The organism is Salinimicrobium sp. TH3 (assembly GCF_026676115.1).
In the GTDB taxonomy this organism is placed as follows: domain Bacteria; phylum Bacteroidota; class Bacteroidia; order Flavobacteriales; family Flavobacteriaceae; genus Salinimicrobium.
Window position 1 is genome coordinate 154,435 of the sequence record NZ_JAPONB010000003.1, and the last position, 17,323, is coordinate 171,757.

16 protein-coding genes are annotated in these 17,323 nt (G+C 36.5%); all 16 read left to right on the forward strand.

Annotated features, from left to right (window positions below; all coding sequences use genetic code 11):
* Nucleotides 1-22 precede the first annotated feature (22 nt).
* The gene (locus OU683_RS06470; protein ID WP_268136429.1) at nt 23-679 is read left to right on the forward strand and encodes a hypothetical protein; all 657 of its coding nucleotides are present in this window, start codon (nt 23-25) and stop codon (nt 677-679) included.
* 545 nt (nt 680-1,224) lie between these two features.
* Nucleotides 1,225-1,662 (forward strand): hypothetical protein, encoded by a 438-nt coding sequence (locus OU683_RS06475; RefSeq protein ID WP_268136431.1) that lies wholly within the window; start codon nt 1,225-1,227, stop codon nt 1,660-1,662.
* A gap of 151 nt (nt 1,663-1,813) precedes the next feature.
* Complete coding sequence (locus OU683_RS06480) at nt 1,814-2,152, forward strand: hypothetical protein (protein ID WP_268136432.1); 339 nt, start codon at nt 1,814-1,816, stop codon at nt 2,150-2,152.
* Between the two features lie 1,868 nt (nt 2,153-4,020).
* On the forward strand, nt 4,021-4,434 hold the full coding sequence (locus tag OU683_RS06485; RefSeq protein WP_268136434.1) for a hypothetical protein: 414 nt from the start codon (nt 4,021-4,023) through the stop codon (nt 4,432-4,434).
* Nucleotides 4,435-5,321: 887 nt separating this feature from the next.
* Nucleotides 5,322-5,771, forward strand: a complete 450-nt coding sequence (locus OU683_RS06490; protein WP_268136436.1) for a hypothetical protein — start codon at nt 5,322-5,324, stop codon at nt 5,769-5,771.
* 1,119 nt (nt 5,772-6,890) lie between these two features.
* Entirely contained in the window at nt 6,891-7,499 is a 609-nt protein-coding gene (locus OU683_RS06495; RefSeq protein ID WP_268136438.1) for a hypothetical protein, read from the forward strand.
* A gap of 630 nt (nt 7,500-8,129) precedes the next feature.
* Nucleotides 8,130-8,591 (forward strand): hypothetical protein, encoded by a 462-nt coding sequence (locus OU683_RS06500; RefSeq protein WP_268136440.1) that lies wholly within the window; start codon nt 8,130-8,132, stop codon nt 8,589-8,591.
* Between the two features lie 169 nt (nt 8,592-8,760).
* Entirely contained in the window at nt 8,761-9,294 is a 534-nt protein-coding gene (locus tag OU683_RS06505) for a hypothetical protein (protein WP_268136442.1), read from the forward strand.
* 642 nt (nt 9,295-9,936) lie between these two features.
* Entirely contained in the window at nt 9,937-10,929 is a 993-nt protein-coding gene (locus tag OU683_RS06510; RefSeq protein ID WP_268136444.1) for a hypothetical protein, read from the forward strand.
* A gap of 904 nt (nt 10,930-11,833) precedes the next feature.
* On the forward strand, nt 11,834-12,340 hold the full coding sequence (locus OU683_RS06515; RefSeq protein WP_268136446.1) for a hypothetical protein: 507 nt from the start codon (nt 11,834-11,836) through the stop codon (nt 12,338-12,340).
* Between the two features lie 170 nt (nt 12,341-12,510).
* Nucleotides 12,511-12,912, forward strand: coding sequence for a hypothetical protein (locus tag OU683_RS06520; protein WP_268136448.1), 402 nt, complete (start codon nt 12,511-12,513; stop codon nt 12,910-12,912).
* A 141-nt stretch (nt 12,913-13,053) separates the two neighbouring features.
* On the forward strand, nt 13,054-13,569 hold the full coding sequence (locus OU683_RS06525; RefSeq protein WP_268136450.1) for a hypothetical protein: 516 nt from the start codon (nt 13,054-13,056) through the stop codon (nt 13,567-13,569).
* Between the two features lie 149 nt (nt 13,570-13,718).
* On the forward strand, nt 13,719-14,561 hold the full coding sequence (locus OU683_RS06530) for a tetratricopeptide repeat protein (RefSeq protein ID WP_268136452.1): 843 nt from the start codon (nt 13,719-13,721) through the stop codon (nt 14,559-14,561).
* A 682-nt stretch (nt 14,562-15,243) separates the two neighbouring features.
* Nucleotides 15,244-15,633, forward strand: a complete 390-nt coding sequence (locus tag OU683_RS06535; RefSeq protein ID WP_268136454.1) for a hypothetical protein — start codon at nt 15,244-15,246, stop codon at nt 15,631-15,633.
* A gap of 175 nt (nt 15,634-15,808) precedes the next feature.
* Entirely contained in the window at nt 15,809-16,432 is a 624-nt protein-coding gene (locus tag OU683_RS06540) for a hypothetical protein (RefSeq protein WP_268136456.1), read from the forward strand.
* Nucleotides 16,433-16,594: 162 nt separating this feature from the next.
* Nucleotides 16,595-17,272: a hypothetical protein gene (locus tag OU683_RS06545; protein ID WP_268136458.1), complete on the forward strand. Its 678-nt coding sequence runs from the start codon at nt 16,595-16,597 to the stop codon at nt 17,270-17,272.
* Nucleotides 17,273-17,323: the final 51 nt, after the last annotated feature.

Consider the following 17,323-nt stretch of genomic DNA (forward strand, 5'->3'; position numbering starts at 1 on the left):
CGGGACGTTGCCAAACATTTAAATGAAAAATTGGATTTACATATTGATTCTGATTCTTACAACTGTTAGTTGCGAGAAGTTTGAAGAAACTTCAAATAACCAAAGGGTTTATTCAACTGATTACAGAAGCTTAGAAACTGAAAGTAATTTTGAGGTGATTGATATTGATTCTGTCCAAAATTATAGTGAGTTAATATCAGAAATGGAAAAGCTGACATGTCAGAATAAAATTTCAGGGCTAAAATTTACATTTCAGGAAAAAGAATATTTCTTAACCGGTATAACCGGATGTCCAACCAAGAATGAAACTGCTTGTTATTTTGCAAGAAACTTGATCATAGTTAAGAATGATTCAATAATCACTGACTTATTTAATAATAAAAAAATACCTATTGAAAATCTGCAACAAGAATTAAATGAAATAGCATCTAAACCTTTTAATTTTCAGTTTGATAAAGATGATATAAAACCTGCTCTAATTCATTTGTACATTGAAAAAAATGAAAATATATCAACAACAAAAAAGGTCTTAAAAGAAATAGTAGTACAATTCGACAAATTCAACTCAGAATCCAACCCAGATTTCTTTAAATATAATATTTTGTTTGAACGTTTTGACCGCACAAAAATTCCACCACCACCTCCCTTACCAAAAGATTCTTCAATTGGTAATATGTGATTAAAAACGTTTGGCAACACTGTATAAAAACAATGCTAAAACTCTCGATTCGAAAGCCCGTTCTCGCTTGCCACGCCTGATTGTCCTGCGGACAATCAAGCTCGCCAGCTCGCACAGTTTTTATACGAGACGTTGTGAGCCATTGCAGGCAGGAGGGGAGCGCAATTGGGAAATTTCCGCTTTTGTGCTGCTGCTGGTGTAAAAACGCAGAAAAAAAGCTACATGATAAAACATCACTCAGCCGCAAGTGGCGCTTTTTTTGGCATTTTTGGAAGGTATAGTTTGTGAATAAAGCTGACTTCTGGCCGATGTTGTTTGCCAGGAAAACCAGTCAAAAAAGTTATTTTTAAGACCTCTTTGCAACGGACTCTAAAATAAAACAACGGCTCACAACACTATATAAAAACAATGCTAAATTTAGCCTCAAATCGAAACTCCGTGCTCGCTTGCTGCGCCTGATTGTCCTGCGGACAATCAGGCTCGCCAGCTCGCACTGTTTTTATACGCCACGTTACCTGCAAGCTGAACAAAACCAAACCTAAAATATGAGAAAAACAATTTTACTATTAAGTCTGACTTTAATTACGTCAATTTCTTTTGGACAAAATTCCACTGATGAATTGACTTCAAAATTTTTTAAAATTTATGAATCAAATACAGATGAGGCATTTGACTTTATTTTTGGAACTAATAAGTGGATGGGAGAAAATAAAGATGGAACAGAAAAAGTAAAATTTCAATTGAGGGAATATGCAAACCTAATGGGTGAATATATCGGATTTGAAAAACTGACTGAAAAATCGCTCGGAGAAAGTCTTAAAGTATCTGTTTACTTGGTTAAATATGATAGACAACCATTAAGGTTCATTTTTAAATATTATAAAAGCAAAGATAAATGGATGCTTTATAATCTAAAATTTGATGAAAATATTGACGATGAACTTGATGAAATTATGAAATATGACTACTTGAATGGAAAATAAAGCCAGCAGGTAACATTGTATAAAAAAAATGCTTAATATGTTCTCAAATCGAAACTCTTTGCTCGCTTGCTCAGCGGATTGTCCTGCGGACAATCACGCTTGCCAGCTCGCACTGTTTTTATACGAGACGTTGTGCATAAGCTAAAAAAAAATGAAGTACTTTATTTTCATACTAACCTTTTTCATTTGGTTTTCAGAATCAAGAGAAAATTGCACGTGTGCACCAGTTGGAAACTGGAAAGGCGCAACTGAAGCGGAATTTAGAAATGTTGAATTAGTTTTCACTGGGGATGTCCAGCGGATTGAGGAAAGCGGTTCTGAATATGAAATTGTAGTTTGTGAAGTTTTCAAGGGGAATCTAAAGGAGGGACAAAGAATTTCAGGAATTAATCCCGCAAGCTGTAATCCTATCGTTGATCAAAAGGGACAATGGTTATTTTTTGGAAAGATGGATCAAGGGAATTTTACTCAACCAATGCGGATTAACTAATCATCTTTTAGAACCAATCGGACAACTTCCACCACCTCCACCGCCAGATTCAGGAATTGATTATGAGGAGTACAAAAGAACTTGGAAGGAAGAAGCAAAAGAAATTGTGAAAGGACAAATCGAAATTGTGAGGGAACTCGCGGAATAAAAGCCTATGCACAACAACATATAAAAACAATGCTCAAATCTGTCTCAATTTTAAGCTCCGTGCTCGCTTGCAACGCCTGATTGTCCTGCGGACAATCACGCTCGCCAGCTCGCACAGTTTTTATACGAGACGTTACCTCACATTATCAATTCGAAAGGCAATTATTTTTTGCCATTTTTGAGAGGTAAGGTTTCTGATAATTCCAGTCGCAGTTTTTGGTTCGAAAAGTCGGTTCCTAAAAGCCATTTTTGAGACCTCTATTGGGCAAATGTTCTGGTCGATCACGACGGCGGACTTTATTCAGACGCGGGAACGGACGGTCGGTTCAAGCTCAACGTACAGGCAAATATGAACATTAACTCATAGCTGGAATGGTCACAGCGGACAAACAAACGTGAGGTAACAACATATAAAAACAATGCTTATTTTAGTCTCGAATCGTATGTCTGTGCGTACTTGCTGCATCTGATTTTCCTGCGGAAAATCATCGCCGGCAATCGCCGCACTGTTTTTATACGAGACGTTGTGAGCCATTGCAGGCAGGAGGGGAGCGCAATTGGGAAATTTCCGCTTTTGTGCTGCTGCTGGTGTAAAAACGCAGAAAAAAAGCTATGTGATAAAACATCACTCAGCCGCAAGTGGCGCTTTTTTTGGCATTTTTGGAAGGTATAGTTTGTGAATAAAGCTGACTTCTGACCTATGTTGTTTGCCAGGAAAACCAGTCAAAAATGTCATTTCTAAGACCTCTTTGCAACGGACTTTAAAATAAAACAACGGCTCACAACACTATATAAAAACAATGCTAAATTTAGCCTCAAATCGAAACTCCGTGCTCGCTTGCTGCGCCTGATTGTCCTGCGGACAATCAAGCTCGCTAGCTCGCACTGTTTTTATACGCCACGTTACCCAAAATGCCGCTGACAAACAAAACGCAGGAAAAAATAAAACTGACTCGGATAAATAACAGACCTCTAAAATGCCATTTTTGGAAGGAAAGAAAAAGTGAGTTTTAAATGAAAAATTGCGACGGATCACTCACTCAAGCGGAGAAAAAAAAGCAACTAAAAAACATCATTTTTGAGAGGTAAGAAAATCAGAGTTTCAAAATATAAAGCAGCGGATTCTCACTCAGATCTGAAAAACAAAAAAAATAGAACTTAGATTACTCGGGCGGCTCACTCAGGCGGGCGGCACATTGGGTAACAACGTATAAAAACAATGCTTAAATTAGTCTCGAATCGAAAGTCCGTGCTCACTTGCAACGCCTGATTGTCCTGCGGACAATCAAGCTCGCCAGCTCGCACTATTTTTATACGAGACGTTGTGAGCCATTGCAGGCAGGAGGGGAGCGCAGTCGGGCAAACTCAGGTTGATCGGCAGCTGGAGTTATAAAAACAAAGCAAAAAAGCTACGTGATAAAAAATCACTCAGCCGCAAATGGTGCTTTTTTTGGCATTTTTGGAAGGTATAGTTTGTGAATAAAGCGGACTTTTGACCGATGGTGTTTACCAGGAAAACCAGTCAAAAAGGTCATTTTAAAGACCTCTTTGCAACGGACTTTAAATTAAAACAACGGCTCACAACACTATATAAAAACAATGCTAATTTTAGTCTCAAATCGAAACTCCGTCCTCGCTTGCTGCGCCTGATTGTCCTGCGGGCAATCAAGCTCGCTTAGCTCGCACTGTTTTTATACGCCACGTTGGCACCAATTTGAAAAATGATACTACTCTACTTCATAATAATACCGATTCTAATTTTCATTATCTGGTTGGTAGTTCGAAAAAAATGGAAGGCATTACTTTGGACGGTAGCAAGTCTGACTGTTGTGGGAATTGCAGGATGGTATCTGTTTCTGTCGTTTGTATCAGCAGCTTTTCAAGAGAAATGTGAGACTGTCAAGATTTGGGAAATAGAGGGGTATGAAATAAGAGAAAAAAGCTGCATCGGATTTGCAGGACCTCCCTGGTCTCCAATTTATCTGTATCAAAAGGACACTGAAATTGATTATGTGAATTATAAAACTGACTCTTGTTTAGTCGAGTTTACCACCGAGATTGGGAATACTCTCCAATTTGATCTTTGTGAAGAGAAAATGACAGAAAAGAAAAAAACTGGTGCCAACAACATATAAAAACAATGCTCAAACCTGTCTCAATTCGAAAGCCGTGCTCGCTTGCAACCCCTGATTGTCCTGCGGACAATCAAGCTCGCCAGCTCGCACAGTTTTTATACGAGACGTTGTGAGCCATTGCAGGCAGGAGGGGAGCGCAATTGGGAAATTTCCGCTTTTGTGCTGCTGCTGGTGTAAAAACGCAGAAAAAAAGCTACATGATAAAACATCACTCAGCCGCAAGTGGCGCTTTTTTTGGCATTTTTGGAAGGTATAGTTTGTGAATAAAGCGGACTTTTGACCGATGGTGTTTACCAGGAAAACCAGTCAAAAAGGTCATTTTAAAGACCTCTTTGCAACGGACTTTAAATTAAAACAACGGCTCACAACACTATATAAAAACAATGCTAAATTTAGTCTCAAATCGAAACTCCGTCCTCGCTTGCTGCGCCTGATTGTCCTGCGGACAATCAAGCTCGCTAGCTCGCACTGTTTTTATACGCCACGTTACCTCACATTATTCACTCGAAAGACAGTTCTTTTTTGCCATTTTTGAGAGGTAAGGTTTCTGATTATGCCAATCGCAGTTTCCGGTTCAAAAAGTCGGTTCCTAAAAGCCATTTTTTAGACCTCTATTTGGCAACGGTTCTGGTCAATCACGAAGCGGACTTTACTCGGACGTGGAAGCATCGGTTCGGTTTAAGCTGGATGTTAGGGAAAATATGAACATTAACTCATAGCTGGAATGGTCACAGCGGACAAACAAACGTGAGGTAACAACATATAAAAACAATGCTTATTTTAGTCTCGAATCGTATGTCTGTGCGTACTTGCTGCATCTGATTTTCCTGCGGAAAATCATCGCCGGCAATCGCCGCACTGTTTTTATACGAGACGTTGCCACAAATATGAAAAACATCAAACTCTTTATCTTATTCCTTGTCTCAAGTGTTCTTTTCTCTTGCTTAAACTTCGATCAACCCTCTGAACAGCAGTATGTGGATTATCAGATGGACAGTGTAAAAGAAATAATAATCACAAATGAGAAAACCGGGGTTGAGCAAAAAATAGCGGATAAGGAAGAATTAAGTAATTTATCCAAGTTCCTAAAGGACAGTACAAGTTATTTTCCTACTGACCTTATCGAATGGAACGGTGTAAAACCGACGCATCACTTTAAATTCATTAGGGAAGTTGATACTCTGACTCTCGCCCTTTATCCGACATCAGAACAAGAAAAAATCGAAGTTGCTTATTTTGATCCTGAGGAGTTAAAAATTAAGGATTCGTATAAAGAATATAAAAGATTTCTAATTCATCGAGATATCTTAAATTTTGTATCTAATTCAACGGATTAAAATACTTGTGGCAACAACGTATAAAAACAATGCTTAAACCTGTTTCGAATCGAAGTTCCGTGCTCGCTTGCAACGCCTGATTGTCCTGCGGACAATCACGCCCGCCAGATCGCACAGTTTTTATACGAGACGTTGCCAAAAACACCGCTGATCAACAGAACGTAAATATTCAATTTTAAAGAGTTATGAAATTTTTGCCTTACTTGAAGTATCTATTTTTAATTGTTAGTATTATAATCTTCACCCTTTACATATTTGGCAATAATTATATAAATAAATACACGCTTGCATTTGGTTTTATTTTGATTTTCAGTGTGCCAGTTTTAAACAGATATGAAAAGCAGCGGATTTCTCACTCGAACGGAGAAAAAAAGAAGCACTGAAAATATAATTTTTGAGAGGTAAGAAAATTGGCGTTTCAAAACTAAATTCAGCGGACTTTCTCACTCAATTGGAGAAAAACAATCTGATATAAAAATGCCTTTTTTGAGAGGTAAGAAAACTTAAACTTTAAAAGCAATACGCAACGGATTAAAAGCGACGCGGCTCACTCGGGCGGGCGGTGCATTTGGCAACAATGTATAAAAACAATGCTATCTTAGTGTCGAATCGAAAGTCTGTGCGTACTTGCTGCGTCTGATTTTCCTGCGGAAAATCATCGCCGGCAATCGCCGCACGGTTTTTATACGGGACGTTGGCATTAATTAGAAAACGGAGGAAACTGACCTCAAATATAAAATGGATTTAGTAGATATAATTATAGGTGCTTTATTGATTCTCATCGGAATTCTGGTATTAATATTTGCAAAAAGTCAATCTAAAGATGTTGGGAGCCGATTCGGGTACGTCTATAGAATTTATATTGGCGGATTCGGATTTTTATTGATCGGCATTGTTATGATAGTTCGTGAAATTATGAATTAAACTCGAGCAGATTCGGATCGTTGAAATCAAAAAAAGTTCGAGAACAGCGGCTTAAAACTAATGCCAACAACATATAAAAACAATGCTTAGATCAGTCTCAATTCGAAATTTCGTGCTCGCTTGCTTAGCTGATTGTCCTGCGGACAATCACGCTCGCCAGCTCGCACAGTTTTTATACGAGACGTTGCCACACATATGAGAAAAACTGCCTTCATAGCGTCTTTATTACTGATTCTAAGTTGTAAAACAAGAACAACGGAGATTCGATATTATCCAACCTTTCCGATTTCGAAACAGGATTCAATTGAGAAACTAGACCTGGATAAAACAAATATGAATTTTAGGGAAATCACAAGTTGGATCGGTCAAAATCAATACAACGAAGTAAAGTCAGTTATTGAATTTAAAGACGGTCAGATTTTAAAAAAGATTAAACCATATGTTCGTGGGAACGGACTCTATAGAGAAAGGAACATTTTAAGCATTACATCTGATTCGATACTCATTGACGATGGTTATCCAATTAGCGAATTAAAATGGTTACTTAAAAGGCATTATACCAATAATGGAAAAAATTGGCGGTATCCTGATTCGTCTGTACGTGCCGGAGTTGAAATTACTCTGGACACCAACAGAACCGCAAACGAACTGAAAAATTCTTTAATAAATCTAACCCGAACGTTTGACGAAGTTAATAGTGAAGTAAAAGATACGCTTCAGTTGAAATTTATTTTCGATTATTTCAGACAAATTCCCCCGCCACCACCACCGCCAAAACCGGATAATATTAATAAAGGAGGGTAAAAATACGTGTGGCAACAACATATAAAAACAATGCTCAAACCTGTCTCGATTCGAAAGTCTGTGCTCACTTGCAACACTTGATTGTCCTGCGGACAATCAAGCTCGCCAGCTCGCACTGTTTTTATACGAGACGTTGCCAAAAATGCTGCTGACCAACGAAACGTGGGAAAAATAAAACCTGACTCAAATATAACAGACTTCTAAAATGCCATTTTTGAAAGGAAAGAAAAATTGAGTTTTAAAAGAAGGATTGCGGCGGATCATTCACTCAGGCGGAGAAAAAAAAGAAGCTGTAAAAACATCATTTTTGAGAGGTAAGAAAAATTGAGTTTCGAAAGAAAGTGCAGCGGACTTTCTCACTCAACCGGAGAAATAAATCGGACGTAAAAATGCCTTTTTGAGAGGTAAGAAAAAATAAACTTTAAAAACAAAACGCAGCGGATTGAAAAACGAAACGGCTCACTCTGACGGGCAGCACTATTTGGCAACAATGTATAAAAACAATGCTATCTTAGAGTCGATTCGAAAGTATGTGCGTACTTGCTGCGTCTGATTTTCCTGCGGAAAATCAACGCTGGCAATCGCCGCACTGTTTTTATACGAGACGTTGGCATACATTAAACTCAAAATATGAAAAAAACATTACTTCTGTTGCTTTTACTTTTTCCGATCATCTTATTCGGACAGGCTGAAAAAAGTATAGATTCTTTAAACTACGCAGGGATAAAAATTGCCGTACCTGAAAATTGTATTGCAGCTTCAGCATATGAACTATTGGACTGCAACGGTTCAACTATACAGTGGTTGTATCTTAACCAAGAAATGCTAAAAACTGTTCCAGAACAATTTATTACTCAATTCAGCAGCCAACAAAACTTCAAAAGAAAATCAGATATTTCATTAAAATCATTTGGATTTGATTTACAAGGAGTTGTGTTTAAAATAGAAAATCAAAATAGAGATATGTTCAAAATCATAGCCTATGGTACAGTTAATAACCAACCCTTAATTTTAAATATTGGCACCGACAAAAGAATAAAGCGGACTGAAGATCTCTCGGACTTTTTACAGAAACTAATAAGCGTTAAGTAAAACGTATGCCAACAATATATAAAAACAATGCTTAAACCTTTCTCGAATCGAAACTTCTTGTTCGCTTGCTTAGCGGATTGTCCTGCGGACAATCACGCTCGCCAGCTTGCACAGTTTTTATACGAGACGTTGTGCGCAAGCTAAAAAAACACAACTCAAAAACATTTCAATGAAGAACCTATATCTGTTCATTTTTGCTTCTTTAATAACTACAGTCTCCTCTTTTGCACAAGATCCTGGTAATTATTACAAAAGCTGTATGGATTCAAAATTGAGCCACAAAGGAATTGATTTTTATCAAGAAATGGATAAAGCGGAGAAGCTTTTAATCAAGAACGGAGTACTGCAAGGAACTGACAGGAAAGACTATTTATATGCTTTCACCAAACTCTTTGAGAATGAAAACCAGGCGGACCTTTACGCAAAGATTGACCAAGAATTTTTAACCGATTTAGATCTCTATTCTGTTTCCTTAGAATTGTTTTCCTTTTGCTCAGACATAGAAATCCTTGACAATAAAAATGGTTGTAACTGCTTGAATATTAATAAAAATATTTTGAAAAAGTTCGTTCGCCGACCTTACAACGATGAAGAATTATTGGATGATATGTTTGTTTTTACGGATTTTGGAGATGATGTTTTAAGGAAGCATATGACCTATTTGTTCTTGCTTAATCTTAAGATAAAATACGGGAAAAAGTAAAAAAGCCTGCGCACAACAACATATAAAAACAATGCTAAAATAAGTCTCGAATCGAAACTTTTTGCTCGCTTGCAACGCCTGATTGTCCTGCGGACAATCAAGCTCGCCAGCTCGCACTGTTTTTATACGAAACGTTGTGAGCCATTGCAGGCAGGAGGGGAGCGCAATTAGGAAATTTCCGCTTTTGTGCTGCTGCTGGTGTAAAAACGCAGAAAAAAAGCTACGTGAAAAAACATTACTCAGCCGCAAGTGGCGCTTTTTTTGGCATTTTTGGAAGGTATAGTTTGTGAATAAAGCGGACTTTTGACCGATGGTGTTTACCAGGAAAACCAGTCAAAAAGGTCATTTTAAAGACCTCTTTGCAACGGACTTTAAATTAAAACAACGGCTCACAACACTATATAAAAACAATGCTAAATTTAGTCTCAAATCGAAACTCCGTCCTCGCTTGCTGCGCTTGATTGTCCTGCGGACAATCAAGCTCGCTTAGCTCGCACTGTTTTTATACGCCACGTTGGCAACCATTAAGAAATGAAACTCTTACATATATTAATAACTCTCCTTTTCTGTACTGCCACTTTTGGACAGAAAGTGACTTATAACCATATTGTGGACTCTTCAGACCAGGACATAATAGAAGTAATGAAATTGTTTGAAAACTATTTAGCTTCAAATCCTCAAAATAAATTGGAAAGTCCGTATTGGAATTCTACCGAGCAGGAAAAACACAAAAACTTTGACTTCTTAGAAAGTGAATTTCAACCTTCGCTATATATGGGATTTCCCGTCCACATGCTGAGTATAAAATCTGATAATAACACCTATAAAATCAAAGCTCAATTTTCTTACACTAAAGAAGATGGAACACCATATATTTTAGCCATAGTAAACTATCAAGCTAAAAAGGAAAACGGCAAATTCAAACTTTACAATTGGCTGACAGATAGCCGAAAAAAATGGAATTGTACCACTGTCGGTTTGGTAGATTTTTACTATCCAGAATATCACGAATTTAATTATGATAAAGCTAATCAGCTAAATGACTTTATAAAGGAAACCTGTAAAAATTTAGGAGTTAGCCCTAAACCATTTGAATATTATTTAGCGGACGATTATGATGAAATCCAGAGATTAAAGGGAATTGATTATTATATCGGACAGGGTGGAGAAACCAGACCCAGTGGAAAAGCGGCTGATGACAAAGTCTATTGTGGAGGCTTAGGTGAATATTACCCACACGAGGTTTTTCACGTTCAAATAGATGACCATTTTCCTGAAAAACATTTCTGGGTTTCGGAAGGTGTAGCAACCTTTTTGGGTGGCAGCCGAGGAAAAACTCTGGAATGGCATATAAAACGGACAAATCAATATTTAAAAGAACATCCTGAAATAAATTTAAACGATATGCTTAGGTTGGCCAATTTGGATAACCGAACAGCTTATCATTACGTCTTGGGAGGTTTAATCGCCAAGAGAATTTTTGAAAAAGGCGGATGGAACCTTTTAAAAAAATTTATGAGAAGTGGGAAAACAGATGAAGAATATTATGTGGCAATTGAAAATCATTTGGGTGTAAAGAAAACGGATTTAAATACTTACCTGAGAAATCAAATAGAAATTGAGGCAAGAAAATAACGGTTGCCAACAACATATAAAAACAATGCTCAAACCTGTCCCAATTCGAAACTTCGTGCTCGTCTGCAGCGCTTGATTGTCCTGCGGACAATCACCCTCGCCAGCTCGCACTTTTTTTATACGGGACGTTGTAGCACATCAAAAAAAGGAAGCGAATAAAATAAAATGAGACTAATTTTTTTCCCCATAGGGATTCTGATCATTAGGTTACGGACAAGGAATTTTTCGAAATCCATAGGTGATTCTTTTTCAGAACAGGACATAGTCGACGAAGGTGCTTATTATCTGATGAGGATTGGGTTATTAGTAGTTCTTCCAATAGTAATTCTGTATCTGATTCTCAAGAAAACGGACATAATCTAACGGAAGTAAAAAGACGTGCTACAACAACATATAAAAACAATGCTCAAACCTGTCTCAAATCGAAAGTCCGTGCTCGCTTGCAACGCCTGATTGTCCTGCGGACAATCAAGCTCGCCAGCTCGCACAGTTTTTATACGAGACGTTGTGAGCCATTGCAGGCAGGAGGGGAGCGCAATTAGGAAATTTCCGCTTTTGTGCTGCTGCTGGTGTAAAAACGCAGAAAAAAAGCTACGTGAAAAAACATTACTCAGCCGCAAGTGGCGCTTTTTTTGGCATTTTTGGAAGGTATAGTTTGTGAATAAAGCGGACTTTTGACCGATGGTGTTTACCAGGAAAACCAGTCAAAAAGGTCATTTTAAAGACCTCTTTGCAACGGACTTTAAATTAAAACAACGGCTCACAACACTATATAAAAACAATGCTAAATTTAGTCTCAAATCGAAACTCCGTCCTCGCTTGCTGCGCTTGATTGTCCTGCGGACAATCAAGCTCGCTTAGCTCGCACTGTTTTTATACGCCACGTTGTAGATAATGTTTAAGAATGTTTGAAAGCCATATAGATTTTTCAAAGGATTGGTTTTACCTTCTGATCTTAGGATCGGTAATGTTCTATTTTATCTATCGAATACTGGGCAGATGGTATAAAAATGGAAAAATCAAAATTCTCCTGACTACTTTATCCACGCTAATTTTAACACCTCTCATATATAATTTAATAATCTTGACAATTTTAGCTTTCTTCTTCTATGAATATCACCCAACAAGAGAATTTAATAAAAGAAGTTGGAATGAAAACATTAATGATAGACACGAGATGTTTATCGATATAGTTCAAAGCGACACCTTAATTGGAAGAACAAAAAATGAAATTTTTAACCTACTTGGAGAACCTTACAATCCATTCGATTTAGAAAAGGACACTTCATCCACTTGGAACTACAATTTAGGTAGCGAAGGTCACGGAATGGGTTGGAAGTTCCACTCAATGATTATAAAATTTAAAAATAATAAAGTGGAATCTATAAAAAAGTGGGAAGCAATTGATTAGAAAAATTGAAGTACAAAACACTATCTACAACAATGAATAACACAAATTGCGGAATACCTCTCAAAAATGGCATTTTTGACTACCATTAAAAGAGAGCTTAGCAGACAAATTCGAGTTCCCAAGCCGCAACTTGCGTTATTCGAGACGTTGCCCACAATACAAAGAAGAATATGAAAAAAAATTTAGTTAGTGCACTTTTAATATGTGGGTTTAGTTCCTGCGCACAAGAAAAAACGTGTGAGGACTTTAAAACGGGAGAATTCCTGATCCCAGCTGATTCTCTAAATGCAGAATCTTACAGAATCACGAGAAAGAATGGTCAGCAAATAGAACTTGATGAAAAAGGAGACGAAACCTTAATTGACATAAAGTACAAGGACGACTGTAATTACATCCTGACTTATAATGAGAATTCAAACAACTTAGATGAACTGGCAAGATATATAAATGCATCAGGCGGCATTAGAGTAGAGGTTTTGAAAATTGAAGGTGATACTTTGACTTATTCTGGAGTAATTGAAAATGATTCACTGCGGTACGAAATGCCAGGAAAGTTGGTGAAATTAAAATAGTACTGTGGGCAACAATATATAAAAACAATGCTCAAACCTGTCTTGAATCGAAAGTCCGTGCTCGCTTGCAACGCTTGATTGTCCTGCGGACAATCAAGCTCACCAGCTCGCACAGTTTTTATACGAGACGTTATGCTACATATGAAAAAAACATTCCTCATCACCGGACTCTTTCTATTGCTGTTTTCTATGGCTTCTTTTGCTCAAGAAGTTTTAACAGCCGAAAAGATTACATCCGATTTGAAAGCTTCGGCTGAATCTCTGAGCGTAACGATTATAGTACCTGATTCGGACTTTTATATCGGACTGGTAACGGACCAAATAGTGGAGAACATTTATCTCAATCCTTGTATTGACATTAAATCGGACATTATAAAAAATCAAAAAGTTTTAAATGTCCTGGAAAAGCACAACTTGCTGGAACAGCTTTTTTTTGAAGTAGATAATCAATATGAGACAGCCGACTCAAAGGCAATTTTTGAACCGGACGAGGCAGTTTTATACTTAGAGTTATTCATAGGAGTAAATAAATCAGTATCTCTAATTTTTGTACCAATATTTGATAAGGATAAGGCAGAATTACTTATTGCGGATTTGAGAAAAATTTTCGGCAACAAAAAGTGCTTTAAACAACTGCAGGGAGAAATAAATACGTAGCATAACAACATATAAAAACAATGCTCAAGCTTGTCCCGAATCGAAAGTCCGAACTCGCTTGCAACGCCTGATTGTCCTGCGGACAATCAAGCTAGCCAGCTCGCACTGTTTTTATACGAGACGTTAGCACCAATTAAAAATAAACAATTATGAGAAAAATATTACCAGTACTAATTTTACTTATTGCCACTCAACATTTACTATCTCAAACAGCTGAGGAACTGAATTCACAAGGTATTGAATTAGCAAAAAAAGGAAATATTGAAGAAGCTTTTTTAGTATTTGATAAAGCTATAGACATTTACCCAGATTCCCCTGGACCTTATTCCAATAGAGGAAATATTTATAGAATGCGGAAAGAATATAGTCTTGCGATAAATGACTTTTCTAAATCTTTAGAGCTATATCCTGAGAATTTGAATGTGCGTTATGCACGAGCTAATACTTATTTAGATTCTGAAGACTTTCAAATGGCAATATCTGACTACACAAAAATAATCGAAGAAAAACCTTCATTTCCCGACATTTATTTTGACCGAGCATATGCAAATATTAGGCTTGAAAATTATAAGGATGCAAAAACTGATTTAGAATCACAGTTAGCAGTTAATCCCAAAGATTTTAAATCTCTCGCCAACCTAATCAATCTTAAAACAAAAATGAAATTGTTTGATGAGGCTTTAGAGGATTACGAAAAAATATTTGACCAATATCCTAATCAACCAAACTTACACATTCTATATAACAACAGAGCGACTCTTTATCAGGACGTTAATGAAAACCAGAAAGCACTTGAAGATATTAATATAGCACTCAAAATAAATCGGAATTATGACATTGGATTCTTAAACCGAGCAGGAATAAATCTTAAGCTTGGGAATAAGAAACAAGCCTGCAAAGATTTCGAAAAGGCTTTAAAATTGGGAGTTAAAAAACATGACCATTTTAAGATTGATGAAGATTTTGAAAAACTGGCAAAAAATTGCGAGTAAATACTGGTGCTAACAACATATAAAAACAATGCTTAAACCCGTCTCAAATCGAAGGTCCGTCCTCGCTTGCTTAGCGGATTGTCCTGCGGACAATCACGCTCGCCCTCTCGCACAGTTTTTATACGAGACGTTGTAAAACATTTAACAAACGAAATTGAAAGTCTCGAAATACATATCTGACGTGAAATTGAAATTGTTGACGAAAATCCTGATTTCAGTTTCTGCATTATTTGCCATGCTTCCATATACCACTTTATTTGCCTTGCCATTTTATATAATGGGATTGATTTTGTTGTGGAATTTAAATCTGACCAAAAAGCTTAAATGGAAATGGACATTTGTTCCATTATTAATTGTTGGACTGATTTATATTATAATCGTAATAATTATTTACACTTTTAAGCTGTAAAGTATTGGCATTTGATGATAAAAAGTAACAGAATAAGAAATTAGAAAATTTCGATTCTGATTTACTCAAAGGAAACTTAAAAACGTTTTACAACACTGTATAAAAACAATGCTTAAACCAGTCTCAAATCGAAAGTCCGTGCTCGCTAGCTTAGCGGATTGTCCTGCGGACAATCACGCTCGCCAGCTCGCACTGTTTTTATACGGGACGTTGGCATTCATAGTTCAATTAAGGTTAAAGTAAAAAGTAAAAATCCGATTAAAACTTAAATAAATGTTTGCAGACAAAACAAACTTAAATACTCGGATTAAAATCTTGATTAAAGAATCAGAATACCTTATTGAAGAAAATGAAATTTCTGATGAACAATTTAGAAAGTTTAGGTTTCAGATTGACAAAATTCTAACAGAATTAATTCGATCTGATCTAGATGATGATATAAAAAAGAACGCATATAAAGCCTTAAGGCCATACGAAGGTAAAAGTAAATTAAATTTTTTCCCTTTCAATTGGATTTATAGAATACTACTCTACAAAGTAGCCTGGGATCATAGTATGCCGTTTCTTGTCGGAAAAAAGAAATCGGATAGATTCAAATCTCAAATTCCGAAAATCAAAATACAGCTTGAAGCAATTGATTTCAAAATGGGTAGCTTAAAATAATAATCGTGCATCAACTACGAAATGCCAACAACATATAAAAACAATGCTTAAGTCAGTCTCAAATCGAAAGTTTGTGCTCGCTTGCTCAGCGGATTGTCCTGCGGACAATCACGCTCGCCCGCTCGCACAGTTTTTATACGAGACGTTGGCAACAAGCTAAAAAAACATAAACCCAATGAAGGGCATTTCCATCTTAATAATTCTACTTCTAATCCTAAATAGTTGTGCTACAAAAAAGGATCGGACAAATGAAAACTTGAAAGAATGCATTAATGAACAAATTCTAAGCTCGGTTAACAATATTCAAGAATTTGCTGGCTCTGAATTGACGAACAAAAATAATTTCGACTTCTTTGATACTATTGCGGATTTTGAAGAAAAGTTAGTTTCAAATAATGTCCTAGAAGGCAGAAACAAAAAGGATTATAAAAATTTAATCGACTTACTTGAAAAAAGCAAAATTGCGGCTGACTTAATAATTAAATTGTATGAACAGGATTCGTTCTTAGCTTTTATAAGTGGAACCGCTGTAACTACAACTTCCATTTATGACTATTGCCCTCTCACTATTGTGGAAAAAAATCAATCCAGACGTGTAGCGAAGAAAAAGGATATTTTCGATAAGATACAAATGAAAGGCTTTACCGACTACATTCCCGAAATTAGAGAATACAGCGAAATGATTGACTTTGAATCGGATGTAGAAAGACTTCAACTCTCTTTTTTAATTTATAATTACTTAAACACTCATTATTGGAATCGGAGGGAACGCGAAGAACCTGTTTTCTGGAATGAATGAGAATAAATTGGAAAAAGCCAGTTGCCAACAACGTATAAAAACAATGCTTAAATCAGTCTCGAATCGAAACTCTGTACTCTTTCGTTCAGCGGATTGTCCTGCGGACAATCACGCTCGCCAGCTCGCACTGTTTTTACACGGGACGTTGTAAAATATTTAAAAATGAATCATCTTAAAATTATTTTTCTGGGCATATTTACTCTTTTTATTTCCAGCAGTTCTTTCGGACAGAATAAGCCGGATATAAAAATCTACACTACTCAGGACCGGTCTGTGATTCTTTATCTATTACCCAACAGCAAATTCGGATATACTTCCTTTAATGGAGTTTCTCCAAACACATTCAAAGACAGAACAAATAAGGGAATTAAACCTACTCCTGCACGTTATGAGGTTAATGAATACGGTTCTGGAGATTATTCATTAAATAATAATAAACTCAAATTAAATTTTACCCTTTCAGATCAACCGATTGATAGTATAAGCAAAATTATTTCTAACACCTCCTATTCTAAGGATAGCCTTGAAATAAAAATGATTATTAAGCCTTATTTTTCAGCCAAATATCTTGATTCCGATTTGGGAATAGGTACAAAAGTCACTTCTACAGATAATTCCATACTATTGATGACAGATTTCGAGAATTATGGAGAATTTAAAATAGCAAAGAGCCAACTGCCGTTAAATTTGATGATCAATAAAAATTATGAACTGACTATTGATACAAATTCAGATCAAATAATTGAAATATTTGTGAATCCATTTAAAACGAGGGGGACGGACAAACCCAAGGATAAAGTTCTTGATTTTAATAGTCTGACTGACATAACACTCGAATAAAACATTTTACAACAACATATAAAACAATGCTCAAACCTGTCTTGATTCGAA

Coding starts and splice junctions, on each gene's coding strand:
- OU683_RS06490 (WP_268136436.1), top strand. CDS start 5,322: ATGAAAAACATCAAACTCTTTATCTTATTCCTTGTCTCAAGTGTTCTT.
- OU683_RS06530 (WP_268136452.1), top strand. CDS start 13,719: ATGAGAAAAATATTACCAGTACTAATTTTACTTATTGCCACTCAACAT.
- OU683_RS06505 (WP_268136442.1), top strand. CDS start 8,761: ATGAAGAACCTATATCTGTTCATTTTTGCTTCTTTAATAACTACAGTC.
- OU683_RS06520 (WP_268136448.1), top strand. CDS start 12,511: ATGAAAAAAAATTTAGTTAGTGCACTTTTAATATGTGGGTTTAGTTCC.
- OU683_RS06535 (WP_268136454.1), top strand. CDS start 15,244: ATGTTTGCAGACAAAACAAACTTAAATACTCGGATTAAAATCTTGATT.
- OU683_RS06470 (WP_268136429.1), top strand. CDS start 23: ATGAAAAATTGGATTTACATATTGATTCTGATTCTTACAACTGTTAGT.
- OU683_RS06500 (WP_268136440.1), top strand. CDS start 8,130: ATGAAAAAAACATTACTTCTGTTGCTTTTACTTTTTCCGATCATCTTA.
- OU683_RS06480 (WP_268136432.1), top strand. CDS start 1,814: ATGAAGTACTTTATTTTCATACTAACCTTTTTCATTTGGTTTTCAGAA.
- OU683_RS06525 (WP_268136450.1), top strand. CDS start 13,054: ATGAAAAAAACATTCCTCATCACCGGACTCTTTCTATTGCTGTTTTCT.
- OU683_RS06510 (WP_268136444.1), top strand. CDS start 9,937: ATGAAATTGTTTGAAAACTATTTAGCTTCAAATCCTCAAAATAAATTG.
- OU683_RS06515 (WP_268136446.1), top strand. CDS start 11,834: ATGTTTGAAAGCCATATAGATTTTTCAAAGGATTGGTTTTACCTTCTG.
- OU683_RS06495 (WP_268136438.1), top strand. CDS start 6,891: ATGAGAAAAACTGCCTTCATAGCGTCTTTATTACTGATTCTAAGTTGT.
- OU683_RS06475 (WP_268136431.1), top strand. CDS start 1,225: ATGAGAAAAACAATTTTACTATTAAGTCTGACTTTAATTACGTCAATT.
- OU683_RS06485 (WP_268136434.1), top strand. CDS start 4,021: ATGATACTACTCTACTTCATAATAATACCGATTCTAATTTTCATTATC.
- OU683_RS06540 (WP_268136456.1), top strand. CDS start 15,809: ATGAAGGGCATTTCCATCTTAATAATTCTACTTCTAATCCTAAATAGT.
- OU683_RS06545 (WP_268136458.1), top strand. CDS start 16,595: ATGAATCATCTTAAAATTATTTTTCTGGGCATATTTACTCTTTTTATT.